This window comes from Cryobacterium sp. SO2 (assembly GCF_026151165.2).
In the GTDB taxonomy this organism is placed as follows: Bacteria; Actinomycetota; Actinomycetes; order Actinomycetales; family Microbacteriaceae; genus Cryobacterium.
Genome location: NZ_CP117849.1, coordinates 1,556,736 through 1,574,465, shown reverse-complemented (window position 1 = coordinate 1,574,465; position 17,730 = coordinate 1,556,736). Strand labels below are relative to the sequence as shown.

Here is a 17,730-nt window from a genome sequence, read left to right as displayed (position 1 = left end):
CATCGGTTCCATCCACCGTCCTCTGCAGCACTCCGCGGGCTCCCATCACGGGTCGAGCAGGATCGCCGGGACGTTGTCCACGGTCACGCTGCGGAACCCGGCGTACCCGTCCGGGATCTCGATCACCGTGGTCCAGTGCATCGCCAGCGCGTCGCAGTCTTCGCCAGGCGGGACCTCATCGGCACTGACGATCTGGAGCGTGCCGGCCGACGTACCGGCGACGAAGTCGGCGGGCCGGGTGGGGCAACTGGAGCCGATCAGAACGAGTGTCAATTCGTTGGCACCTGGGCCGGCGAGGGCATAGGGCGTGTCGACGAGGTCATCAGCGGGAAGCGTCGGGGTGTCCGCGGCGGTGTCGGTCAGACGCACCGGCCGGAGATCATCAGGATCGAAGCCCACGGCGAGGTAGGTGCGCGGCAGGATGCACTCCTCGGCCGCTGCGGTGGCGGTGCAGTCCAGCTCCGCCGGCGGGATCGCCGTGATGACGGCATCACCGAGTCGGATGCCGGTGGGGATCCGCATCCGCGCCTCGAAGGCGCCGTCGTTGCCGATCAGGACCGGCACGGACTGCTCGACCGTGATTCCCCGTGTCGAGGAGCGTAGCTCCAGGGTCTGGGTGGAGCCGGGAGCCAGGGTGGCGCACTCCCCCGGTTCGGTCGCGGGCCGGGAGATCAGGACCTCCTCGCCGAGCACCGCCGAGCCGGGCTCCACCGTCATTCCGCAGGCCAGGGGGTCCACCGTCGACGACTCGCCGACGGCGGCCGGGGACCCGCCGACCACCCCCGCGCAGCCGGGGAGCGCGGCTGCGCCGATCAGCAGTGCGGCGACGGCCGTGCTGCGACCGTAAGTCCTGCGACAGATCCTCATACCCGGGAATGTCCGCAGAAGCCTGCCCGGTTCCCCGGGGCACACCGCAACTGTTGCCCGTCCGGACAAGTGGTCCCGGTGTGCCGGGCGCAATTGTCCGCACGGGCAACAGTTGAGCCTCAGAGGTCCGGCCACACGACCCGCCCGGCATCCCAGGGCTCGGCCCAGCCGAGTTCCTCGAACATGCGCGAGAGCACGATCGCGGTGAACCCCCAGACCAGCCGGCCGTCGACGGTGAAGGCCGGGGACCGGTACTCGGCACCGGCGACAGCATGAACGGTGCTGGCTCGGTTGGCCGGGTCGAGCAGATCCGCCACGGGCAGCCTGAACACGTCGACGGTCTCGGCGTGGTCCATGGCAGCCACCTGAGAAGGCCGGGTCCACCAGGCCGGAACGGGCGTCACCAGGTGGTTGCTCACCGGCAACGGCACGTCGGGGAGCGTGCCCAGGGGCTCGAGCCCGGCAGCGTCCAGGCCGGTCTCCTCCACGGCTTCCCGCAGCGCCGCCGCGACCGGGCCGTCGTCGGCTGCCTCGAGGCGGCCGCCGGGGAAGGCGATCTGCCCCGGGTGGCTGCCGAGGGTGGCGGCGCGGCGCAACAGCAGAACATCCAGGTCATGCGGCACGGGCGCGGTGCCCGAACCGGCCACCCGGGCCGGCACCGCATCGAGCACGCCGAAGAGCACGAGCACCGCCGCGTGGCGCACCTGGGCCGGATCCGGCAGATCCCGGCCGCGCCCGAAGCCCCAGTCCAGGCCGCGCGCGCACAGCGCCGCCAGGTCGGCGCGAGCGTCAGCGGTGGTGGCGGGCATGCCACCAGACTACGGCGGGACTCGCCCGGTGACGCCGGCCGGTCACGGCTTGAGCCTGGCCACCGCGTCCTCGAGCGCGGCCTCCAGTTCGGTCAGGGTCGTCAGGTCCGCTTCCACGGCAGCGACAGCCCGGGCGCCGACCAGTGCGGCCTCCAGCACCTGCTGGTCCCCGGTGGGGACCATTGCCACCACGGCCGCGGTCCCGGCCGCGAGCGCCGAGCCCACCTCCTCCTGCAACGCCCGTCGCAGCCGGTGGCCGCTGAAGGCATCCACCACGCTGCCGCCGACCGAACCGACCACGATGGTGCCCAACATCACCGGGTCGAACAATCCCACCAGCACCCCGACACCGGCACCCCAGCCCCGGCCGGTATGGCCGTGGTCGTCGCTGGTCTCCTCCAGCCGCACGTCTTCCCCGACACTCCTGGCCACCAGGATCATCCCCCTGGTCGACAGCCGCCGCGCTCGCACCAGGGCCGCAGCGGAGTCGAAGTCCTGCCGCGCCGCGCGTGGGCTCGGGTATCCGGCCACCACCAGCGCCATCCTGTCATCGCTCATCTCAGGCCCTCCGTGTGCTCGACGCGATTCAGCAGCACCATAGCCCGCGTCACAGCTCCACGCGCCGCGGCGTCGTTGACACCGGAACTGCCGGGGTCGACTCTGGTGGCAGCTACCCCGCACCGGCCACGATCGCCCCACCGGAGGTTCCCGCATGAGATTCCCACCGATCGCCGACTACGCCTTCCTCTCCGACTGCGAGGTGAGCACCCTGATCGCGCCGGACGGCGCCGTGGAGTGGTTGTGCCTGCCGCGGCCCGACAGCCCGAGCGTCTTCGCGGCCCTGCTCGACCGCACGGCCGGCCTGTTCAGGTTCGCGCCCACGAACACCGCCGTGCCGGAGCAACGCCGTTACCTGCCGGGCACCATGGTGCTCGAGACCACCTGGCATACCCCCACCGGCTGGCTGACCGTCAAGGACGTGCTCGTGATGGGCCCGCTGGCCGACCACCGCCGGGAGGGCTACCGGCGCTCGCCGGGCAACGCCATCTCCCAACGCACCCTCCTGCGCATCGCCTCGTGTTTCGACGGCCGGGTGGAGCTCCAGGTCAACTGCTTCCCGCTCTTCGACTACGCCAGGGCCCAGGCCCCCTGGAGCTTCGACGGCCCCGGCTACACCAGGGCCACGGTCGGCAACGGAGACGTCACCCTCACCCTGGGCGGCAGCGTGCCGCTCGGGGTCGTCGGAGCCCGGTGCACCGGGCGCACCACTCTCGAGACCGGGGAGTCCGCCTACGTGGCTCTGAGCTGGGACGGGATCGTTCCGGAGGACCTCGAGGAGGCGACCCGTCAACTCGAGCAGACCGAGAAGTACTGGCGCAACTGGATGAGCATGGCCACCTTCCCAGACCATCGGTTCCGCCCGCACATCGAGCGCAGCGCCCTGGCCCTCAAGGGCCTCAGCTACGCGCCGACCGGGGCGATCATGGCGGCCGCGACGACGTCGCTGCCCGAGACTCCGGGCGGCGAACGCAACTGGGACTACAGGTACACCTGGATCAGGGACACCGCGTTCATGTTGCGGGCGCTGCACGGGCTCGGCTTCAACGGTGAGGCGTTCGACTACTTCGCCTTCATCCTGGATGCCATGTCGACCGGCACACCCAATATGCCGTGGGACCTGCAGATCATGTACGGGATCGGTGGTGAGCGAGATCTCACCGAGCAGACTCTCGACCATCTGGCCGGCTACCGGGGCTCCCGCCCGGTGCGCATCGGAAACGGCGCCTTCGACCAGCACCAGCACGACGTCTGGGGCATGTCGCTCGACTCGGTCGAGGAGTATCTGCGCGGCGGTGGGCAGATCGCGCCGGCCGCGTGGGAACGCCTGGCCGGACTCGTGGACACCGCCATCGAACGGTGTGAGGAACCGGATCAGGGCATCTGGGAGATGCGCGGGCAACCCCGGCACTTCGTCGCCTCGAAGGTGATGTGCTGGGTCGCCGCCGACCGCGGCGCCCGCATCGCTGACAGTCGTGGGGATCCGCACCGCGCCGAGTCCTGGCGGGCTGCCGCCGACAGGATCAAGGCGGAGGTCTGCGAACGGGGCGTGAGCGAGCGCGGCGTGTTCACCCAGCACTACGACACCACCGACCTGGACGCCTCCCTGCTCCTGCTGCCGATCATGGGCTTCCTCCCGCCGGATGACCAACGGGTGCGGGCCACGGTGCTCGCGATCGCCGACGAACTCACCCAACACGGCCTCGTGCTGCGCTACCGGGTCGACCGCACCGACGACGGTCTCAGCGGCGAGGAGGGCACCTTCAGCATCTGCTCCTTCTGGCTGGTGTCTGCGCTGGTGATGATCGGCGACCACGACGCCGCCGAGGCCCTGTTCGAAAGACTCCTCTCGTTCGCCGGGCCGATGCTGCTCTACGCCGAAGAGATCGACGTGACCACCGGGCAGCACCTCGGCAACTTTCCGCAGGCCTTCACCCACCTGGCCCTGATCGACGCGGCCACCCGGCTGATCGCGGCGGAACGCCGTGAGGCCGAGGCCCAACTCGGGCTCGGCTGAGCCGTCTCACGGTCACAACCACGGTGCGGGTGCAGACTATGGGAATGACCCCACCCAGTGAGCGGACCCTCATCGTGCTCCGGCACGCCAAATCCGACTGGTCCGGCGGCGAAGCCGACATCGACCGCACCCTCAACCCCCGCGGGCAGAGCCAGGCACCGGATGCCGGCAGCTGGCTGGCCGAGCATTTTCCCACCATCGACCTGGCCATCGTCTCCCCCGCCACCCGGGCCCGCGCCACCTGGGCGCTCGCCTCGGCGGAACTCGGCCAGAGCCCCGAGGCGCGTATCGATGACCGGGCGTACGCCGCATCCGTGAACGATCTGCTCCAGATCGTGCGGGAGCTGCCCGACGAGCACCAGAATGTGATTCTCGTGGCCCACAATCCGGGACTCGAGGACCTCGTCTGGACCCTCACCGGCGAGAGCGTCACACTGTCGACCTCGTCCCTGGCCGTGCTGGGCGTGCCGGGCACCTGGTCGGAGCTCGTGGACTCAAGCGCTGTGCTCGTCGCCTCCGGGCGGCCCACCCCGGCTGGCCTCGACTGAGCACGCCCCGGCGGTCTCCGCCGGCAGCGGGAGCCTGCGCACGCTCTCGAACCGCCGGGCCCCGCCGTCGATCGGATCGGTGAAGGCCAGTTCGCTGGCCAGGAGCTGGAGCGGCCGCCGAAAATCGTGCACCGAAACATCCTGCACCACGGGGTAGAGCGGGTCGTCGACGATGGGGATGCCGAGGCCCAGCATGTGCAGGCGCAACTGGTGGGTACGCCCGGTGCGGGGCGTGAGCCGGTACTGGCCCGCCTCGCCGTGCTCGCCCTCGAGTTCGATCACCGACTCGGCGTTGACCGGGGCGCCGGGCACCACCTCGCCCTGCCATTCACCGGGCCGGGTAGCGAGGTGGTTGCGCACGGTGACGGGCAGGTCGAGGTGCGGACTCAGCGGCGCCAACGCCCGGTACACCTTGTTCACCACACCGCGCTGGAAGAGCGTCTGGTAGGTGCCTCGCCAGCGGCGTTCGGTGGCCAGAACCAGCAGACCGCTGGTCACCCGGTCCAGGCGATGCAACGGCGAGAGTTCGGGGAGCCCCAGTTGAGCGCGCAGGCGCACAACGACGCTCTGCACGACATGCCGGCCCCTCGGGATACTGGAGAGGAAGGGCGGTTTGTCGATCACCACGATCCGGTCGTCCCGATAGATCAGGTGAAGGAGGCCAGGCACCACCGGTTCGTCGGCCAGGTCGCGGTGAAACCAGACGAATGTCGTCGGCCGGTACCGGTCCGCCCCGGCGACCGGCGTGCCGTTCTCGTAGACGAACCGACCGCCGGCGAGGAACTCGGCCACGCTCACGGACTCGGCCAGCCGTTCCTGGAGCCAGGCGCCCATGGTCGGCCAGGTCGGCTGCGTATGGCCGGGCCGGTCGCGCTCCGGGGTGCACAGCCACGCTGCCTCGAGCCCGTGTCGTTGCGGGAGCGGCGAGCGTGGGGGCATCCCCCGATCGTAGGCGCTCGGTTGGCTACGCGGCGGGCAGGGACGCGCCGATGATGGCGTCGAGCTCGATCTCCACCAGGAGGTCGGGGGCCGCGAGCGCGCCGACCTCGACGGCGACGAGCGCCGGGCGGATGGCGCCGAAGACCTCGCCGTGCACGGCCCCGACGGTGTCGAAGTCGGCGATGTCCTTCAGGTAGACGCGGGTGCGCACGACCTCGCCGAAGCTCGCGCCGGCCTGCTCGAGGGCAGCGCCGATGCGCACGAAGATCTCGCGGGCCTGCGCCGCGGCATCCGCCCCGCCCACTGCGCCGTCGGGCGAGCTGGCGGTGGTGCCGGCCACGAAGACGAACGCGCCCGCACGCACGGCGCGGGAGTAGCCCACGACGGGCTCCCAGACCGAGCCGGACGTGATGTTCTGACGGGTGTACTCGGTCATGGGGTCCTCACTGGGGTTAGGTTCGTTGTCTCGAGCTCACGGCGAGGAACCACCGTGGCGAATCACCGACATTACCGGGTCGTGGCAGTCCTGCCGCCCGTGGCCTCACCCCGGGCTGACCGAGCCCGACCCGGCGAGGCTCAGTTGTCTTCGGAGTGCGAGATCTTGGCGAGGATGAGGCGTTTTTCGCCCAGCCAGTCCATGAACGCGAAGCCGACACCGGACAGCAGGAAGGTCAGGTGCAGCATGAGGCGCCAGAACTGCTCCTCAGGAGTGAACTTGCCCACCTCGGTGAAGTCCTGCAGCAGGCCGATGGCCGAGATCGCCACGATCGAGCCGATGAGCTTCATCTTCAGCCCGGAGAAATCGATGTGGCCCATCCAGGTGGGCCGGTCTTCGGCGTTGCGGGCGACCGCGATCTTCGACACGAAGTTCTCGTAGCCGGCGAAGATCACGATGATCACCAGGTTGCCGAGCAGAGCGAGGTCCAGCAGGGCAAGCACGCTCAACACGAGGTCATCAGCCGAGGCGGACACCACGTGGCTGATCAGGTGCCAGAGTTCCTGGAAGAACTTGATCGCGATGGCGACAAGGGCAACCACCATGCCGATGTAGAGCGGCGCGAGCAACCACCGGCTGGAGAACAGGAACACTTCGCTCGCGTGTTCGAGGGCGAGGGCCCTCGCGCTGCGGGGGCGGGGCTGGGGCGTTGACACTGACGATCCTTCTTCTGGGGGGGGGGGGGGCTGCTAACCATCCGGTTGCAAACCTCAGAGTTTAGGACAGCGTTCCTGTGAATCCTCTCAGGGAATGTGCCCGGTTCAGGCCGGGATCCCGAAGGTGCTGAACGAGTCCGCCGGCAGGGTGGGCGAGAGCACCCGGTCGCCGATCAGCACGTTCACGACCTGCTCCTCGTGCAGGTCGTTCTGCAGAACGATGACGATGCTGCCGTCGGGGTTGAGGAAGGCCAGCTGGTTCTCGAACCCGGTGTAGCTGAGGGTGTTCAGCACCCGGGCACCCGGCGCCACGAAGTGGCTGACGTGCTTGAGCAGGTAGTACTCGTAGGTGTACTCGAACCGGCCGCTCGCGGCATCGACGGTCACCAGCGAGTTCTGCGACCACCCCCACCGGCTCACCCCGCCGCGCTCGAGCGCCAGGTTCCAGTACAGGTAGGCGGATGCGCCGTCGGCAATGAAGTTCTTCATCAGCGTCCAGGCGTACCGGGCGTACCGCCAGTCGTTCTTCCCGTCGCCGCATTCCTGCTCGGTTTGGTAGATCCGAAGCTGGGGGTAGTCGCGGTGCAGGAACGCGGCGGCCTTCTTGCCGTGCCACTGCACGCCGACCCCGTCGATGTAGCGGGCCGCCTCCGCGTCGGCGAGGACGCCGTCGACCAAGCGGTTGTCGCCGCGTTCGAGGGTGCCCAAGAATACGGCCACGCTCCGTTCGGCCATGGCCGGACCGAGGTGCCGGATGAATCGGGCCAGGCCCTCCGGCGTCCAGGTGCAGCTGGGGAAGACCTGCGCCGAATTGAACTCGTTCTGCGGCATCACCATGGTGATGCTGATGCCGAGGGCGCGGTACTCGTCGATGAACCGGCCGAAATACGACGCATAGGCCTGGAAGTAGGGTTCGTCCTGGACGAACATGTCGGTGCCCTCGCGGCCCACCTGATCGGGCCGCAGGCCGTTCTCGACGTTCTGGAAACCGGGGATGGGCAGCGCGCCGGCGTAGTGCCCGTTGGTCTTCATCCAGGTCGGCGGGCTCCACGGCGATGCCCACACGGCAAGGTCGGGCTGATACTGCTGCGCCGCCCGGATGAAAGGCACCAGGGTGTCCAGGTCGTTGGCGATCGAGAAGTGCTCGAGGGCGAAGTCCCCGTCCACTTCGTCGTAGGAGTACCAGTCCCGCGAGAAGTCGTTGGCGCCGATGGGCATGCGCCCGAGAGTGAAGTTGGCGCCAACGCCCGGCGCGAACAGTTCGCGGAGGATCTCCTCGCGCTGCCCGGCGCTCAGGGCGGAAAGTGCCGTCCAGCCGAGTTCGTTGAACGCCGCGCCGAACCCCTCGATGGTGTGCAGCGGGTTCTCCGACCGAACGAACACGTCGGGCATGCCCGTGGGAGAAGCGAGCTCCAGCCCCTCCCGCTCGTGCCAGGGGGCGGTCTCGGTGGTCACCACCCACTTCACGGCGCTATCCAACTGCGCGGTGTCGGTGGGGTGCTGCGCGTCATTGCGGGGCGTGGTGGTGCTCATCGTGTTCCTTCGATGTCAGGGTGGTGGTCAGGGGGTGGGGGTGCCGTGCTCGTCGGCGACCGGGTAGCTGATGTAGGCGAAGCGTTCGCTGTCGGGAGCCCAGCTGTTGACGTTGAGGGTTCCCTGCCCGCCGAAGAGCCGCTGCACGGTACGCGGATGCGTCCAGTCCGTGCCGTCGACCAGCATCAGATCGACCCAGAGGTCGGCCGGGTGCCCCTCGGTGCCGGCGGGGAACGAGAGGTAGACCGCGCTCGCGCCATCCGGCGACAGGTGCGGGAACCAGTTCACCCGGTCGTCAACGGTCAGCTGCTCCACACCCGTGCCGTCCGGGCGCATCCGGGCGATCTGGGCATGACCTGCCGCTGCCTCGAAGGCCTCGGTGTTGAAGTAGATCCAGGCGCCGTCCGGCGAGTACTCGCAGCCGTCGGCGGGGCGGCTGTCGTGGGTCAGCTGCCGGTCGGCGCCGCCGTCGGCCGGGATGCTGAACACATTGCCGCTGGCCCAGACATCCGCCCCACCCGGCTCCAGGCCGATGTAGGCGAGAGTGTGTCCGTCGGGGCTCACGCCGTGCAGGAAGTGCATGCGGTCGCCGGGGTTGGTGATGCGCCGGGTGGGGCCGCCCGCCAGGGACGCCCGGTAGATGTGCCAGTCGTTGGCCGAGACGAAGATGTGCTCGCCGTCCGGCGCGAGCACGTGGTCGTTGTTGAGCGCCGGAACGCCCTCGAGCGCGATCGGTGCCAGTCCCCCGCTGCCGTCGGCGGGGAGGGACCAGAGCAGTCCGTCGCCGTTGACGATGAGGTCGGCGCCGTCCAGGGTCCAGTTGGGAGCCTCGATCAGGATGCTGTCGGTCTCGAAGACGACCTCGGGGTCACGGCCGTCGCGGTAGCCGATGTGCACCCGGCTGGTCTGGCCGGGCCGGAGCCGACGGGAGTCCATCTCAGAGTCCCCGTGCGGCCTCGAGCGCCCAGACGACCAGATCGTGGTCGAGGTTCTCGACCAGGCCGGACACCCCGACGGCCCCGATGATGGACCCGTTCACGCGCAGCGGGAAGGCACCTCCGGCGGCCACGTACTCCGAGATGGGCAGTCCGGTGGCCTGGTTGAAGTCGAGCCCTCGCGCCCGGTATTTGGTGCTGATCAGGAACGACGGCGCGTTGTACCGGGCGACCACGCGGAACTTCTTGGCCAGCCACTCGTCGTTGTCGGCGGTGGTGCCCGGCCGTGCGGCGTGGAACACCCGCTGCTGGCCGAACGACATCGCTACCGTGATCTTGAGATCGTCGGCGGCCGCCCGCGCCATGATCGCGCTGCCGAGCTTGTAGGCGTCGTCGTAGTCGAAGGAGGGGAAACTGATGCGCGAATTCTGCTCCTCCAGCAGGGGCAGGAGGGCCTGGGCGGCGGGGTCTGGGGTGATCGACATGGGGTACATCCGTCTTCGTTGTCGTGTCGGCAGCGGCGCCGCACTACCGAGCACGTTATCGGTGCCGGCTGGGCGGTGCAAGTGAGTTTTTTACATTGATAAGTTCGACCGGCCGGCAACGCGGCCGGCCGCTAGGCTGGCCGCATGGCACGCACAGGTCGTTTTCCCAAGGGCGCCGCCCGCCGCGAGGCGATCCTGCAGACAGCCACCGAGGTGCTCTCGCGCGATGGCTTCCAGGGCACCTCGCTGCGCGCGATCGGGCGGGAACTCGAGGTGGAGCCCGCCCACATCCTGTATTACTTCGACAGCCGCGAAGACCTGATCCAGAACGTCATCGCCCGCTGGGACGACAACGCGCTGGAGTCGATCGGCGGGGACTTCCTGCCCGGTGAGACCCTCGACAACTACACGGCGATCATCCGCCGCAACCTCGAGATCCCCGGACTGGTGCACCTATACCTGATCTTCGCCGCCGAGGCGGTGGATGCGACCCATCCCGCCCATGGCTTCTTCCGGGACCGCTTCGACAGGGTGCGCGGCATCCTGAGCGCCGCCGTGCGGTTCGAGCAGGCGGCCGGGCGGATCCCGGCCGAGGTAGACCCCGACCGGGCCGCCCGGATGCTCATCGCCGTGGCCGACGGTGTGCAGCTGCAGGCCCTGATGAACCCGGCCATCGACGCCCCGGCCGACCTGGAATCCGTGATCGACCACCTGCGCAGCCAACCGCCCGCCGTCTAGCCGGCAGCCTTCTGACCTGGAGCAGACCGGATCACGCCGCGATCTGCCGGAGTGCCTCGTCGAGGGTCGCCAGGACGGACACCGTCTCGTCCAGGTTGTGCAGGGGTGATTCGGTGCGCCCCTCCCCCACGAAGGTCGCGAGGGCGGTGGCTTCCCAGGAGAGCCCCTCGAGCAGCGCCAGCCCGGTGGGGTCCGCCCAGGTGAGGGTCGGGCCGAGGAACTCGTTGTCGGCGAGGACGAGGGTGGTGGGCACGTGGAACGGTGATCCCAGCTCGATGCGCGCCTCGGTTCCCATGATCGCCGCCACCGACGGTGTGCGCGCCAGCAGCGAGGTGGACAGCGTCGACTGCGCGGGCCCGTCGTAGCCGAGCACCAGAGTGGAGTAGAGATCGACCCCGGTCTCGCCGATCGCTCCGACCGCGGTGATCGTGCGAGGGGCGCCGAGCACCATGGACGCCAGCTGCACCGGGTAGATGCCGAGGTCGAGCAGGGCTCCCCCGCCCAGTTCCTTGCGAAACAAGCGGTGTTCGGGGTTGCCGGCCTTCGCCTGACCGAAGTCGGCGTGCACCGCGCGAAGATCGCCCAGGACCCCGTCGGCGATGAGCGTGGTGATGACCGACGCCTGGGGCAGGTAGCGCGACCACATCGCTTCCATCAGCAGGGTGCCGGCGGATGCCGCGGCGTCGACGAGCAACTGGGCGTCGGCTGCGGTGGTGGCCATCGGCTTCTCGATCAGCACGTGCTTGCCGGCGTTGATCGCCAGCAGGCCCAACTTGAGGTGCTCGCTCTGGGGCGAGGCCACGTAGACCACGTCGATCGACGGGTCGGCGACGAGTTCCTCGTAGGAGCCGTAGGCGGTGTCCGCGCCGTGCTCGCGGGCGAAGAGCTCCGCCCGTTCGAGCGACCTGGAGGCCACGGCGGTGACCCGCTGGGTGGTGTTCCGATGCATCGCCCCCACGAAGGCACCCGCAATCCGGCCGGGAGCGAGCACGCCCCAGCGCAGCGCAGGCTCGCCGGTACCGGGCGAGAACAGGTCGGGTTCGGGGAAAGAAGACGGCAACATCGATTTCTACCTTTCAGGGCACGGCTACAGCAGAGCGTTCGTGATCCCTGAAATTTATCATTGATAAAGTTCCTGTGGTGCCCGTTCGGTGCTCAGCCTTCGATGGTGAGGTGCGGCATCCGTTTATCTAGCCAGCGCGGCAGCCACCAATTGGCCCGGCCCAGCAGCGACATCACGGCGGGAACGAGCAGACCGCGCACGAGGGTCGCGTCGACGAGCACGGCCACGGCCAGGCCCACGCCGAACATCTTGACGACAGGGTCGGGGTTGGGTACGAACGAGATGAACACGCTCACCATGATCAGCGCCGCGGAGGTGATCACCCGGCCGGTGCTTCCGATGCCGTGCACCACGGCGCGGCGGTTGTCGGCGAAGATGTGCCAGGACTCCTGGATGGCGCTGAGCAGGAACACCTCGTAGTCCATCGACAGCCCGAAGAGCACGGCGAAGAGCAGCAGCGGCACATACGCCTCAATCGGCACGGGGGCGTCGAGGCCGGTGAGCCCGATGCCGTTGCCCTCCTGGAACACGAACACGAGCACCCCGTAGGCCACGAGGATCGAGACCACGTTCATGGCCGCGGCGGTGAGCGGGATGGCTACAGAGCGGAACGCGAAGAACAACAACACGGCGCTCGCTGCGATCACGGCGACGATCACCGTGAGCAGGCTCGAGTCGATGATGCCGGCGAAGTCGGCCTTCGCCGCCGTCTGCCCGCCGACGAGCGGATCCAGGTCGCCCTGCGCACCGGGAATGACGGTGTTGCGCAGGGTTTGCACGAGCGTGGCGGTTTTCGGGTCGCTCGGGCCCGTGCTGGGGATCACCGACCACTGTGCGGCGGTGCCGTCGTCGCTCACCGTGGGCCCGACCACGCTGGCGACACCCTTCGTGGAACCCAGCGCCGTGGTCAGGGCGGCAAGGGCGGGGTCGGCCGGCACCGATTGGCCGGCCGGCTCCGGTGTGGGCAGGGCGGCGATCACGAGCAGCGGACCGTTCACCCCGGCACCGAACGCATCGCTGAGCACGTCGTAGCTCTGCCGGGTGACCTGGCTGGTGGGATCGTTGCCGTCATCGGTCTGGCCCAGTTGCAGGGCGGTGACGGGAAAGGCCAGCGCCGCGAGCACCACGACACTGCCCGCCAGGGAGAGCCAGGGCCGTGTGGAGGTGGCCGCGCCGATCCGCTGCCACAGGCCGGGTTTCTCCCCCGGCGCGGTGCGGCGGGGCAGTGCCAGGCGTTCGATGCCGTCGCCGAGCAGCCCGAGCACGGCGGGCAGCAGGATCAGGCAGGTGAGCATGGCGCAGGCCACCCCGGTCGCGGCCACCCAGGCCAGCGAGTTGAGGTACGGCACTCCCGCCAGCACGAGGCCGGCCAGGGCGACCATCACGGTCACCCCGGCGAATACGATGGCGGATCCTGAGCTGGCCATGGCCCGGCCGGCCGCGACGGAAACGGGAGCACCCGTGCTGCGCACCGACCGGTACTTGGTGATCAGGAAGAGGGAGTAGTCGATGCCCACACCGAGGCTGAGCATCGCGGCGATGGTGCCGGACACCGAGGGGATCGCATCCAGCAGGCTGAGCAGGGCGATCGCGCCGAGCCCGAACACCAGGCCGAGCAGGGCGGAGAGGATCGGCAGGGCCATGGCCACGGCCGTGCCGAGCGAGACCAGCAGAATGATCGCCGCGGCGATGAGGCCCACCAGTTCGGCGCCGTGAGTGGGTTCGGCGGCGAGGGTCGTGGCGATCTGCCCGCCGGGCAGCACCGTCGAGCCCGACGGGGCGCCCTGGGTGGCGGTGTCCAGCACCGGCTGCGCGATGGCGGGGGTGACCTCCCGGGTCGCCACGTCGAACGACACGCTGATGTAGGCCACGCTGCCGTCGGAGCTGATGGCGGTGGGCAGCAGCACCGCCTGGGTCACGTGTTTGTCGTCGGCGATGCTGGCGGCCAGGGTCTGCAGGGCCGCAGTGCCGTCTGCCGAGGAGAACGCTCCGGCGTCGCCGGAGAGCACGATCGTGCCCGAGCCCTTGGCGCTCTTCGGAAACGCCGAGTTGAGCAGGTTCTGGGCCGAGGTGCTCTCACTGTTCGGCAGTGTGACGGTGTCATCGGTGGTCTGGCCGATGCCCAGGCCGAACCCGGCGACGAGGGCGACGGCCGCGAGAAACAGCACCACGACCCGCCAGGCATGTGTGGCCGCGAAGACTCCGTAGCGTTCGAGCAACGTGTGCATGTCGACGGTCTCTCCCGACCGGCCTGATGGATGCCGCTGGTGACGGTACGCGCGTCCGGCCTGCCCGGCAACCCGCGGAGGCGCTCAGGCGGCCTGGCGGGCCGGGTGCCGGAATGCGCCGACAAGCGTGTCCACCAGGTCGGCGTGCACCGGCCCATCCGCCAGCCGGGCCCACGGGTCGCTCAGATCAAAGCGCCAGGCCAGCCGCCCGGCGGTGTGCTCGAACACCTTCGTCGGGTCGATCGCCGTGAACAGCCGGCGGGTCGCCGCCACCGACCGTGCGTTGGCGTGATGCACCGACGAGTAGAGCGACAGCGAGCTGGCGCGCGCCGCCACGATCGCGGCTCTTTTCACGGCCGCGTTGAGGCCGGAGCCCCGCGCGCCGGGCGCCAGATAGGTGGAGGTCTGGTGGGCACCGGCCAGCTCGAGGTACGGCACCACTGCGAACACCCCGGCGGGTGCGCCGTTGTGCCAGAGCGCCCAGGAGCTCTCGGGAGCACGCAGCAGGTAGGACTGGACCAGGGCAGATCCGGTGGGTGCGGCCGCCACGGGGTAGTCCAGCTCCCCCAGGGTGCAGCCCACAGCGTCGCGGGCCACCGCATCCAGCGCGGAGAGAAGTCGAAGCTCAAGGGCGACGAGGTCGGGCGACGTGCGGGGGTTCATGCGCACAGTGTCCCGGCCACCGATGGCGCCCGGGTGAACGGTCGGTGACGTCACGATTCCGGCTCGCCGGCCCCGGCCGGGCGCCCGGAGCACCGGCAGACGAGGTCCCTACAGGGCCTGTCTCCGCCGGACGCCGCGACTCACCGGGCTCCGAGTGGTCAACGAGAACACCACGGCGTGACGAGCTCCCGCAGAGCCCCCAACCCCAGCCCGTAACATTGGCCGGATGGAGTCGCCGAAACACCCGGAAGGAGCGGCACAGCCGCGGGCGAAACGCGTCTCGCAGTGGTGGCCGCTGCTGAGCGGGCTCATCGCGCTGGGCCTCGCCGTGGGCCTGGGGATGCTCATCGTGGTGCGCGACCAGGGGCTGCCCCTGCCCGTCGACACCCAGTGGTTCAACGATCTGCGCGCGAATCGGGCGCCGATTTGGGATGTCCTGGCCCTCGTGATGGACACCCTCGGCGGCGGCCTGGTCGCGACCATCGTGCTGCCGGCCGCGATCATCGCCGGGCTGCTGTGGCTGCGGCGCCCGTGGGCAGCCGGGTACTTCCTGGCGGTGAGCGTGGTCACCGGTGCGCTCACCCAGCTGCTCAAGCACCTGTTCGGTCGGGCACGTCCAGAGAACATCCTGACCAACCTCGACTTCGGGTCGTTCCCGTCCGGGCATGTCGCCAACGCAGCGGCCACGGCGGCGGTTCTGGCGATCCTGTTTCCGCGGGTCTGGGTGTGGCTGGCCGCGACGCTGTACACGGTGATCATGATGCTCAGCCGCACCTACCTGGGAGCGCACTGGCTCACCGACACCCTCGGCGCCCTCCTGCTCAGCATCGGCGTCGCGGCGGTGCTGTGGGCGCCCGTGGCCGCGAAACTGAACGGTGAGCGGGAACTCGCCGTTCAGCGGCGGTCACGAGCGCGGCCTCAGCGCCCCTGAGCCTCAACGTTCCCGAACCAGACGGGGTCGCTCACGGCTACTCCGGGGCGGCGGCATCCGCTCGCACGGTTGTGGTGTCGGCGGGATCGTTCTGCCGGCGGCTGGCGAGCATGATCGGCACCCCGATGAGCTCCACCAGACCGCCGATCAGCAGGGAGGTGCCGTAACCGCCGATGTCGGCGGCGCGGCCGAGGGCCGGTTGGATGAAGACCCCGCCGAGGCTGCCGAAGAGCGAATCGAAGGAGAGCACCGTGGCGCGTTGCTTCGAGGGGATCATGTCGTTGAGGTAGGCCTGCCGCACCGGTTCGGCAACCGCGAAGACGAATCCCCAGATCAGCAGGAAGACCACGGCGAGCCAGAACAGGTTGGTCAGGCCGAGCACGATGAGCGACGCCACGCTGAGCAGCGACGCTCCGATCACGGTGCTGGTGCGCTTGGCGAAGAGCGTGCGGATGCGCGGTGCCAGGACGCCGCCGACCACCTGCGCCAGCGAGAGAATCGCCGCGGCCAGCCCGGCGATGGAGTAGGCCGACGGATCGCCGTAGAGCTCGAGCAGATAGGGCTGCAGAGCGTAGAAGGCGTAGATCCCCACCCCGGAGGCGAACGGTGCGGAGAGGATCATGTAACGCACCGACCGCCGCTTCAGCCCGTGTTCCACCGACTCCGACAGCACGAGGCGGGTCGCCTGGAGCGGGCCCCGCGAGTGGTCAGGGGTGAAGCCGAGGTCTTTCATCACGATGAACGCATACAGGAACATCACCACGAGCACCCCGGCCCGCAGGAGGAACGGCACCCCGAGATTGGTGGCCTGCGCGATGACGCCGCCGAGCACCGAGCCGGCGAACATGGCGATCCCGGTCACCACGAGCCCACGGCCGAACACGGCCTCGAGGCTGCCGGTGTACCCGGTGGAGGTGAGAGCGTCGACCAGCCAGGCCTCCACCGCGCCGGAGAAAAAGGTGAAACCCAGCCCGAGCAGCACCGAGACGATGGCCCACCAGACGAACGGCGACTGCCACACCCAGAGCATCCAGTACAGCGCCGTGGTGACCGACAACGTGATCGTGCCCAGCAAGTAAGAGGCCTTGCGCCCCACGGTGTCGGCGACGACGCCGGTGGGGATCTCGAAGATCACCATGCCCGCGGTGAAGAATCCGTTCGCGGCGAACGCCTCGAAGTTGCTCAGCCCGGCGTCGAGCAGGAACAGCGTGTTGATGCCCCAGATGAACGACGCCGCCAGGGTATTGCCGAGCAAGAGGATCAGGTAGATGCGCTGGACGCGCCGGGACGCCGGGTTCACGACCCGGGTCCGATCGGCTCACCGAATCCCGTCACACCAGCAATCATCGACCCGTGCAGTGCGGATGGCTAGGCTCGGGCCTGTAGGGAACGGGCCCGGCGATGTCGCCGCGGCGAGCAGCGCGCTCACCGCATCTGGCCTGTCCCACCCGAGGAGCCGTAGTGAACGTGCTGATCGTCATCGAATCGTGTTTCGGCAATACCGCCCAGGTCGCCGGTGCCGTCGCCACCGGGCTCCGGTCGCGCGGGGCCGACGTCACCGTTGTCGACGCCGCCTCTGCCGATGCCCCTGCCGCCGAGGGCGTGGACCTGCTGCTGCTGGGCGCGCCCACCCACAACATGGGACTGCCCGGGCCCGCGTCCCGGGCACAGGCGGCGGCCAAGGGCGGCCATCCCGTGAGCTCCGGGATCGCCGAGTGGCTGGAGCTGCTCCCCGGTCAGGCCGGTCGCCGGGTCGCGACATTCGACACCGTCGCCGGCCGCGGGTTCTTCTCAGGGTCGGCCGCGAAGGCCATCGAGAAGCGGCTGCGCCGCCACTCGGCCACCGTCGCCGGCCGGGAGAGTTTCCTCGTCGGCGGTACCGCCGGTCCCCTGGCCGACGGCGAGCTGGCCCGCGCCGAGCTGTGGGGCGCCGCCCTGGCCTCCTAGCTGAACGCCTTGCCCGGGTTGAGGATGTGCTCGGGGTCCAGGGCATCCTTCACCACCCGGTGCATCTGCCGCACCCGCGGGCCGAGCTCGATCTCTGCGCCGGGCAGCGCCTTAGTCTCAAGGTCCCCCTCAGGGGCGATGATCAGCGGGTGCAGGTTGCCGTCGCCGGCGTGGGCGATGTTCGCGATCACCACGTCGTGCCGCGCCGCGGTCTCCTGGATACTGGCGAGCATCGCCGGCACAGCGCCGCGCGGCACGCAGCGAGCCGCCACCCGGTCTTCCCAACCCTCCGGGAGCGGGTCTACAGTGCTCTGCGA

General features: G+C 69.5%; 19 protein-coding genes. 5 read left to right on the top strand and 14 right to left on the bottom strand.

The genetic code is table 11. The features are described 5' to 3' along the window. Positions 1 to 45: 45 nt before the first annotated feature. From BJQ94_RS07210 to BJQ94_RS07200, 3 genes are all read right to left on the bottom strand, one after another. The gene (locus tag BJQ94_RS07210) at positions 46 to 867 is read right to left on the bottom strand and encodes a hypothetical protein (RefSeq protein ID WP_265398896.1); all 822 of its coding nucleotides are present in this window, start codon (positions 865 to 867) and stop codon (positions 46 to 48) included. Between the two features lie 119 nt (positions 868 to 986). Beyond that, positions 987 to 1,676: a CoA pyrophosphatase gene (locus BJQ94_RS07205; protein ID WP_265398897.1), complete on the bottom strand. Its 690-nt coding sequence runs from the start codon at positions 1,674 to 1,676 to the stop codon at positions 987 to 989. 42 nt (positions 1,677 to 1,718) lie between these two features. Beyond that, positions 1,719 to 2,234 carry a DUF1269 domain-containing protein gene (locus BJQ94_RS07200; RefSeq protein WP_265398898.1) on the bottom strand — a complete coding sequence of 172 codons (516 nt, stop codon included), beginning with the start codon at positions 2,232 to 2,234 and terminating at the stop codon, positions 1,719 to 1,721. A gap of 154 nt (positions 2,235 to 2,388) precedes the next feature. Here BJQ94_RS07200 and BJQ94_RS07195 point away from each other — a divergent pair, with 154 nt between their 5' ends. Both BJQ94_RS07195 and BJQ94_RS07190 read left to right on the top strand, forming a co-directional pair. Next, complete coding sequence (locus BJQ94_RS07195) at positions 2,389 to 4,251, top strand: glycoside hydrolase family 15 protein (protein WP_265398899.1); 1,863 nt, start codon at positions 2,389 to 2,391, stop codon at positions 4,249 to 4,251. 44 nt (positions 4,252 to 4,295) lie between these two features. Next, positions 4,296 to 4,799, top strand: a complete 504-nt coding sequence (locus BJQ94_RS07190; RefSeq protein ID WP_265398900.1) for a histidine phosphatase family protein — start codon at positions 4,296 to 4,298, stop codon at positions 4,797 to 4,799. On the opposite strand, the gene BJQ94_RS07185 is transcribed toward BJQ94_RS07190, so the two are convergent. The 6 genes from BJQ94_RS07185 to BJQ94_RS07160 all read right to left on the bottom strand — a co-directional run bounded on the left by BJQ94_RS07185 (position 4,746) and on the right by BJQ94_RS07160 (position 9,843). Continuing rightward, positions 4,746 to 5,738, bottom strand: coding sequence for a pseudouridine synthase (locus BJQ94_RS07185; RefSeq protein ID WP_265398901.1), 993 nt, complete (start codon positions 5,736 to 5,738; stop codon positions 4,746 to 4,748). The two genes, BJQ94_RS07190 and BJQ94_RS07185, sit on opposite strands and share 54 nt — an antisense overlap. Positions 5,739 to 5,763: 25 nt before the next feature. Further along, positions 5,764 to 6,174, bottom strand: a complete 411-nt coding sequence (locus BJQ94_RS07180; protein ID WP_265398902.1) for a Rid family hydrolase — start codon at positions 6,172 to 6,174, stop codon at positions 5,764 to 5,766. A gap of 140 nt (positions 6,175 to 6,314) precedes the next feature. Further along, entirely contained in the window at positions 6,315 to 6,890 is a 576-nt protein-coding gene (locus BJQ94_RS07175; protein ID WP_275875574.1) for a TIGR00645 family protein, read from the bottom strand. Positions 6,891 to 6,995: 105 nt separating this feature from the next. Then, entirely contained in the window at positions 6,996 to 8,423 is a 1,428-nt protein-coding gene (locus BJQ94_RS07170) for a glycoside hydrolase family 30 protein (protein WP_265399922.1), read from the bottom strand. 27 nt (positions 8,424 to 8,450) lie between these two features. Continuing rightward, the gene (locus BJQ94_RS07165) at positions 8,451 to 9,359 is read right to left on the bottom strand and encodes a biopolymer transporter Tol (protein ID WP_265399921.1); all 909 of its coding nucleotides are present in this window, start codon (positions 9,357 to 9,359) and stop codon (positions 8,451 to 8,453) included. Position 9,360: 1 nt separating this feature from the next. After that, positions 9,361 to 9,843 carry a heme-degrading domain-containing protein gene (locus BJQ94_RS07160; protein WP_265399920.1) on the bottom strand — a complete coding sequence of 161 codons (483 nt, stop codon included), beginning with the start codon at positions 9,841 to 9,843 and terminating at the stop codon, positions 9,361 to 9,363. 144 nt (positions 9,844 to 9,987) lie between these two features. On the opposite strand from BJQ94_RS07160, the gene BJQ94_RS07155 reads away from it, so the two are divergent. Then, positions 9,988 to 10,581 carry a TetR/AcrR family transcriptional regulator gene (locus BJQ94_RS07155; RefSeq protein WP_265399919.1) on the top strand — a complete coding sequence of 198 codons (594 nt, stop codon included), beginning with the start codon at positions 9,988 to 9,990 and terminating at the stop codon, positions 10,579 to 10,581. Positions 10,582 to 10,612: 31 nt separating this feature from the next. Here BJQ94_RS07155 and BJQ94_RS07150 read toward each other — a convergent pair whose 3' ends face one another. From BJQ94_RS07150 to BJQ94_RS07140, 3 genes are all read right to left on the bottom strand, one after another. After that, positions 10,613 to 11,644 carry a Gfo/Idh/MocA family oxidoreductase gene (locus BJQ94_RS07150; RefSeq protein ID WP_265399918.1) on the bottom strand — a complete coding sequence of 344 codons (1,032 nt, stop codon included), beginning with the start codon at positions 11,642 to 11,644 and terminating at the stop codon, positions 10,613 to 10,615. Between the two features lie 92 nt (positions 11,645 to 11,736). Next, on the bottom strand, positions 11,737 to 13,872 hold the full coding sequence (locus tag BJQ94_RS07145) for an MMPL family transporter (RefSeq protein WP_265399917.1): 2,136 nt from the start codon (positions 13,870 to 13,872) through the stop codon (positions 11,737 to 11,739). 84 nt (positions 13,873 to 13,956) lie between these two features. Next, positions 13,957 to 14,535, bottom strand: a complete 579-nt coding sequence (locus BJQ94_RS07140) for a GNAT family N-acetyltransferase (RefSeq protein ID WP_265399916.1) — start codon at positions 14,533 to 14,535, stop codon at positions 13,957 to 13,959. Between the two features lie 226 nt (positions 14,536 to 14,761). Here BJQ94_RS07140 and BJQ94_RS07135 point away from each other — a divergent pair, with 226 nt between their 5' ends. Beyond that, positions 14,762 to 15,466: a phosphatase PAP2 family protein gene (locus BJQ94_RS07135; protein ID WP_265399915.1), complete on the top strand. Its 705-nt coding sequence runs from the start codon at positions 14,762 to 14,764 to the stop codon at positions 15,464 to 15,466. 37 nt (positions 15,467 to 15,503) lie between these two features. Here BJQ94_RS07135 and BJQ94_RS07130 read toward each other — a convergent pair whose 3' ends face one another. Next, positions 15,504 to 16,766, bottom strand: a complete 1,263-nt coding sequence (locus tag BJQ94_RS07130) for an MFS transporter (RefSeq protein WP_265399914.1) — start codon at positions 16,764 to 16,766, stop codon at positions 15,504 to 15,506. A gap of 161 nt (positions 16,767 to 16,927) precedes the next feature. On the opposite strand from BJQ94_RS07130, the gene BJQ94_RS07125 reads away from it, so the two are divergent. Next, on the top strand, positions 16,928 to 17,413 hold the full coding sequence (locus BJQ94_RS07125) for a flavodoxin domain-containing protein (RefSeq protein ID WP_265399913.1): 486 nt from the start codon (positions 16,928 to 16,930) through the stop codon (positions 17,411 to 17,413). On the opposite strand, the gene BJQ94_RS07120 is transcribed toward BJQ94_RS07125, so the two are convergent. Next, positions 17,410 to 17,685 carry an FAD-linked oxidase C-terminal domain-containing protein gene (locus BJQ94_RS07120; protein WP_265399912.1) on the bottom strand — a complete coding sequence of 92 codons (276 nt, stop codon included), beginning with the start codon at positions 17,683 to 17,685 and terminating at the stop codon, positions 17,410 to 17,412. The two genes, BJQ94_RS07125 and BJQ94_RS07120, sit on opposite strands and share 4 nt — an antisense overlap. Positions 17,686 to 17,730 lie beyond the last annotated feature (45 nt).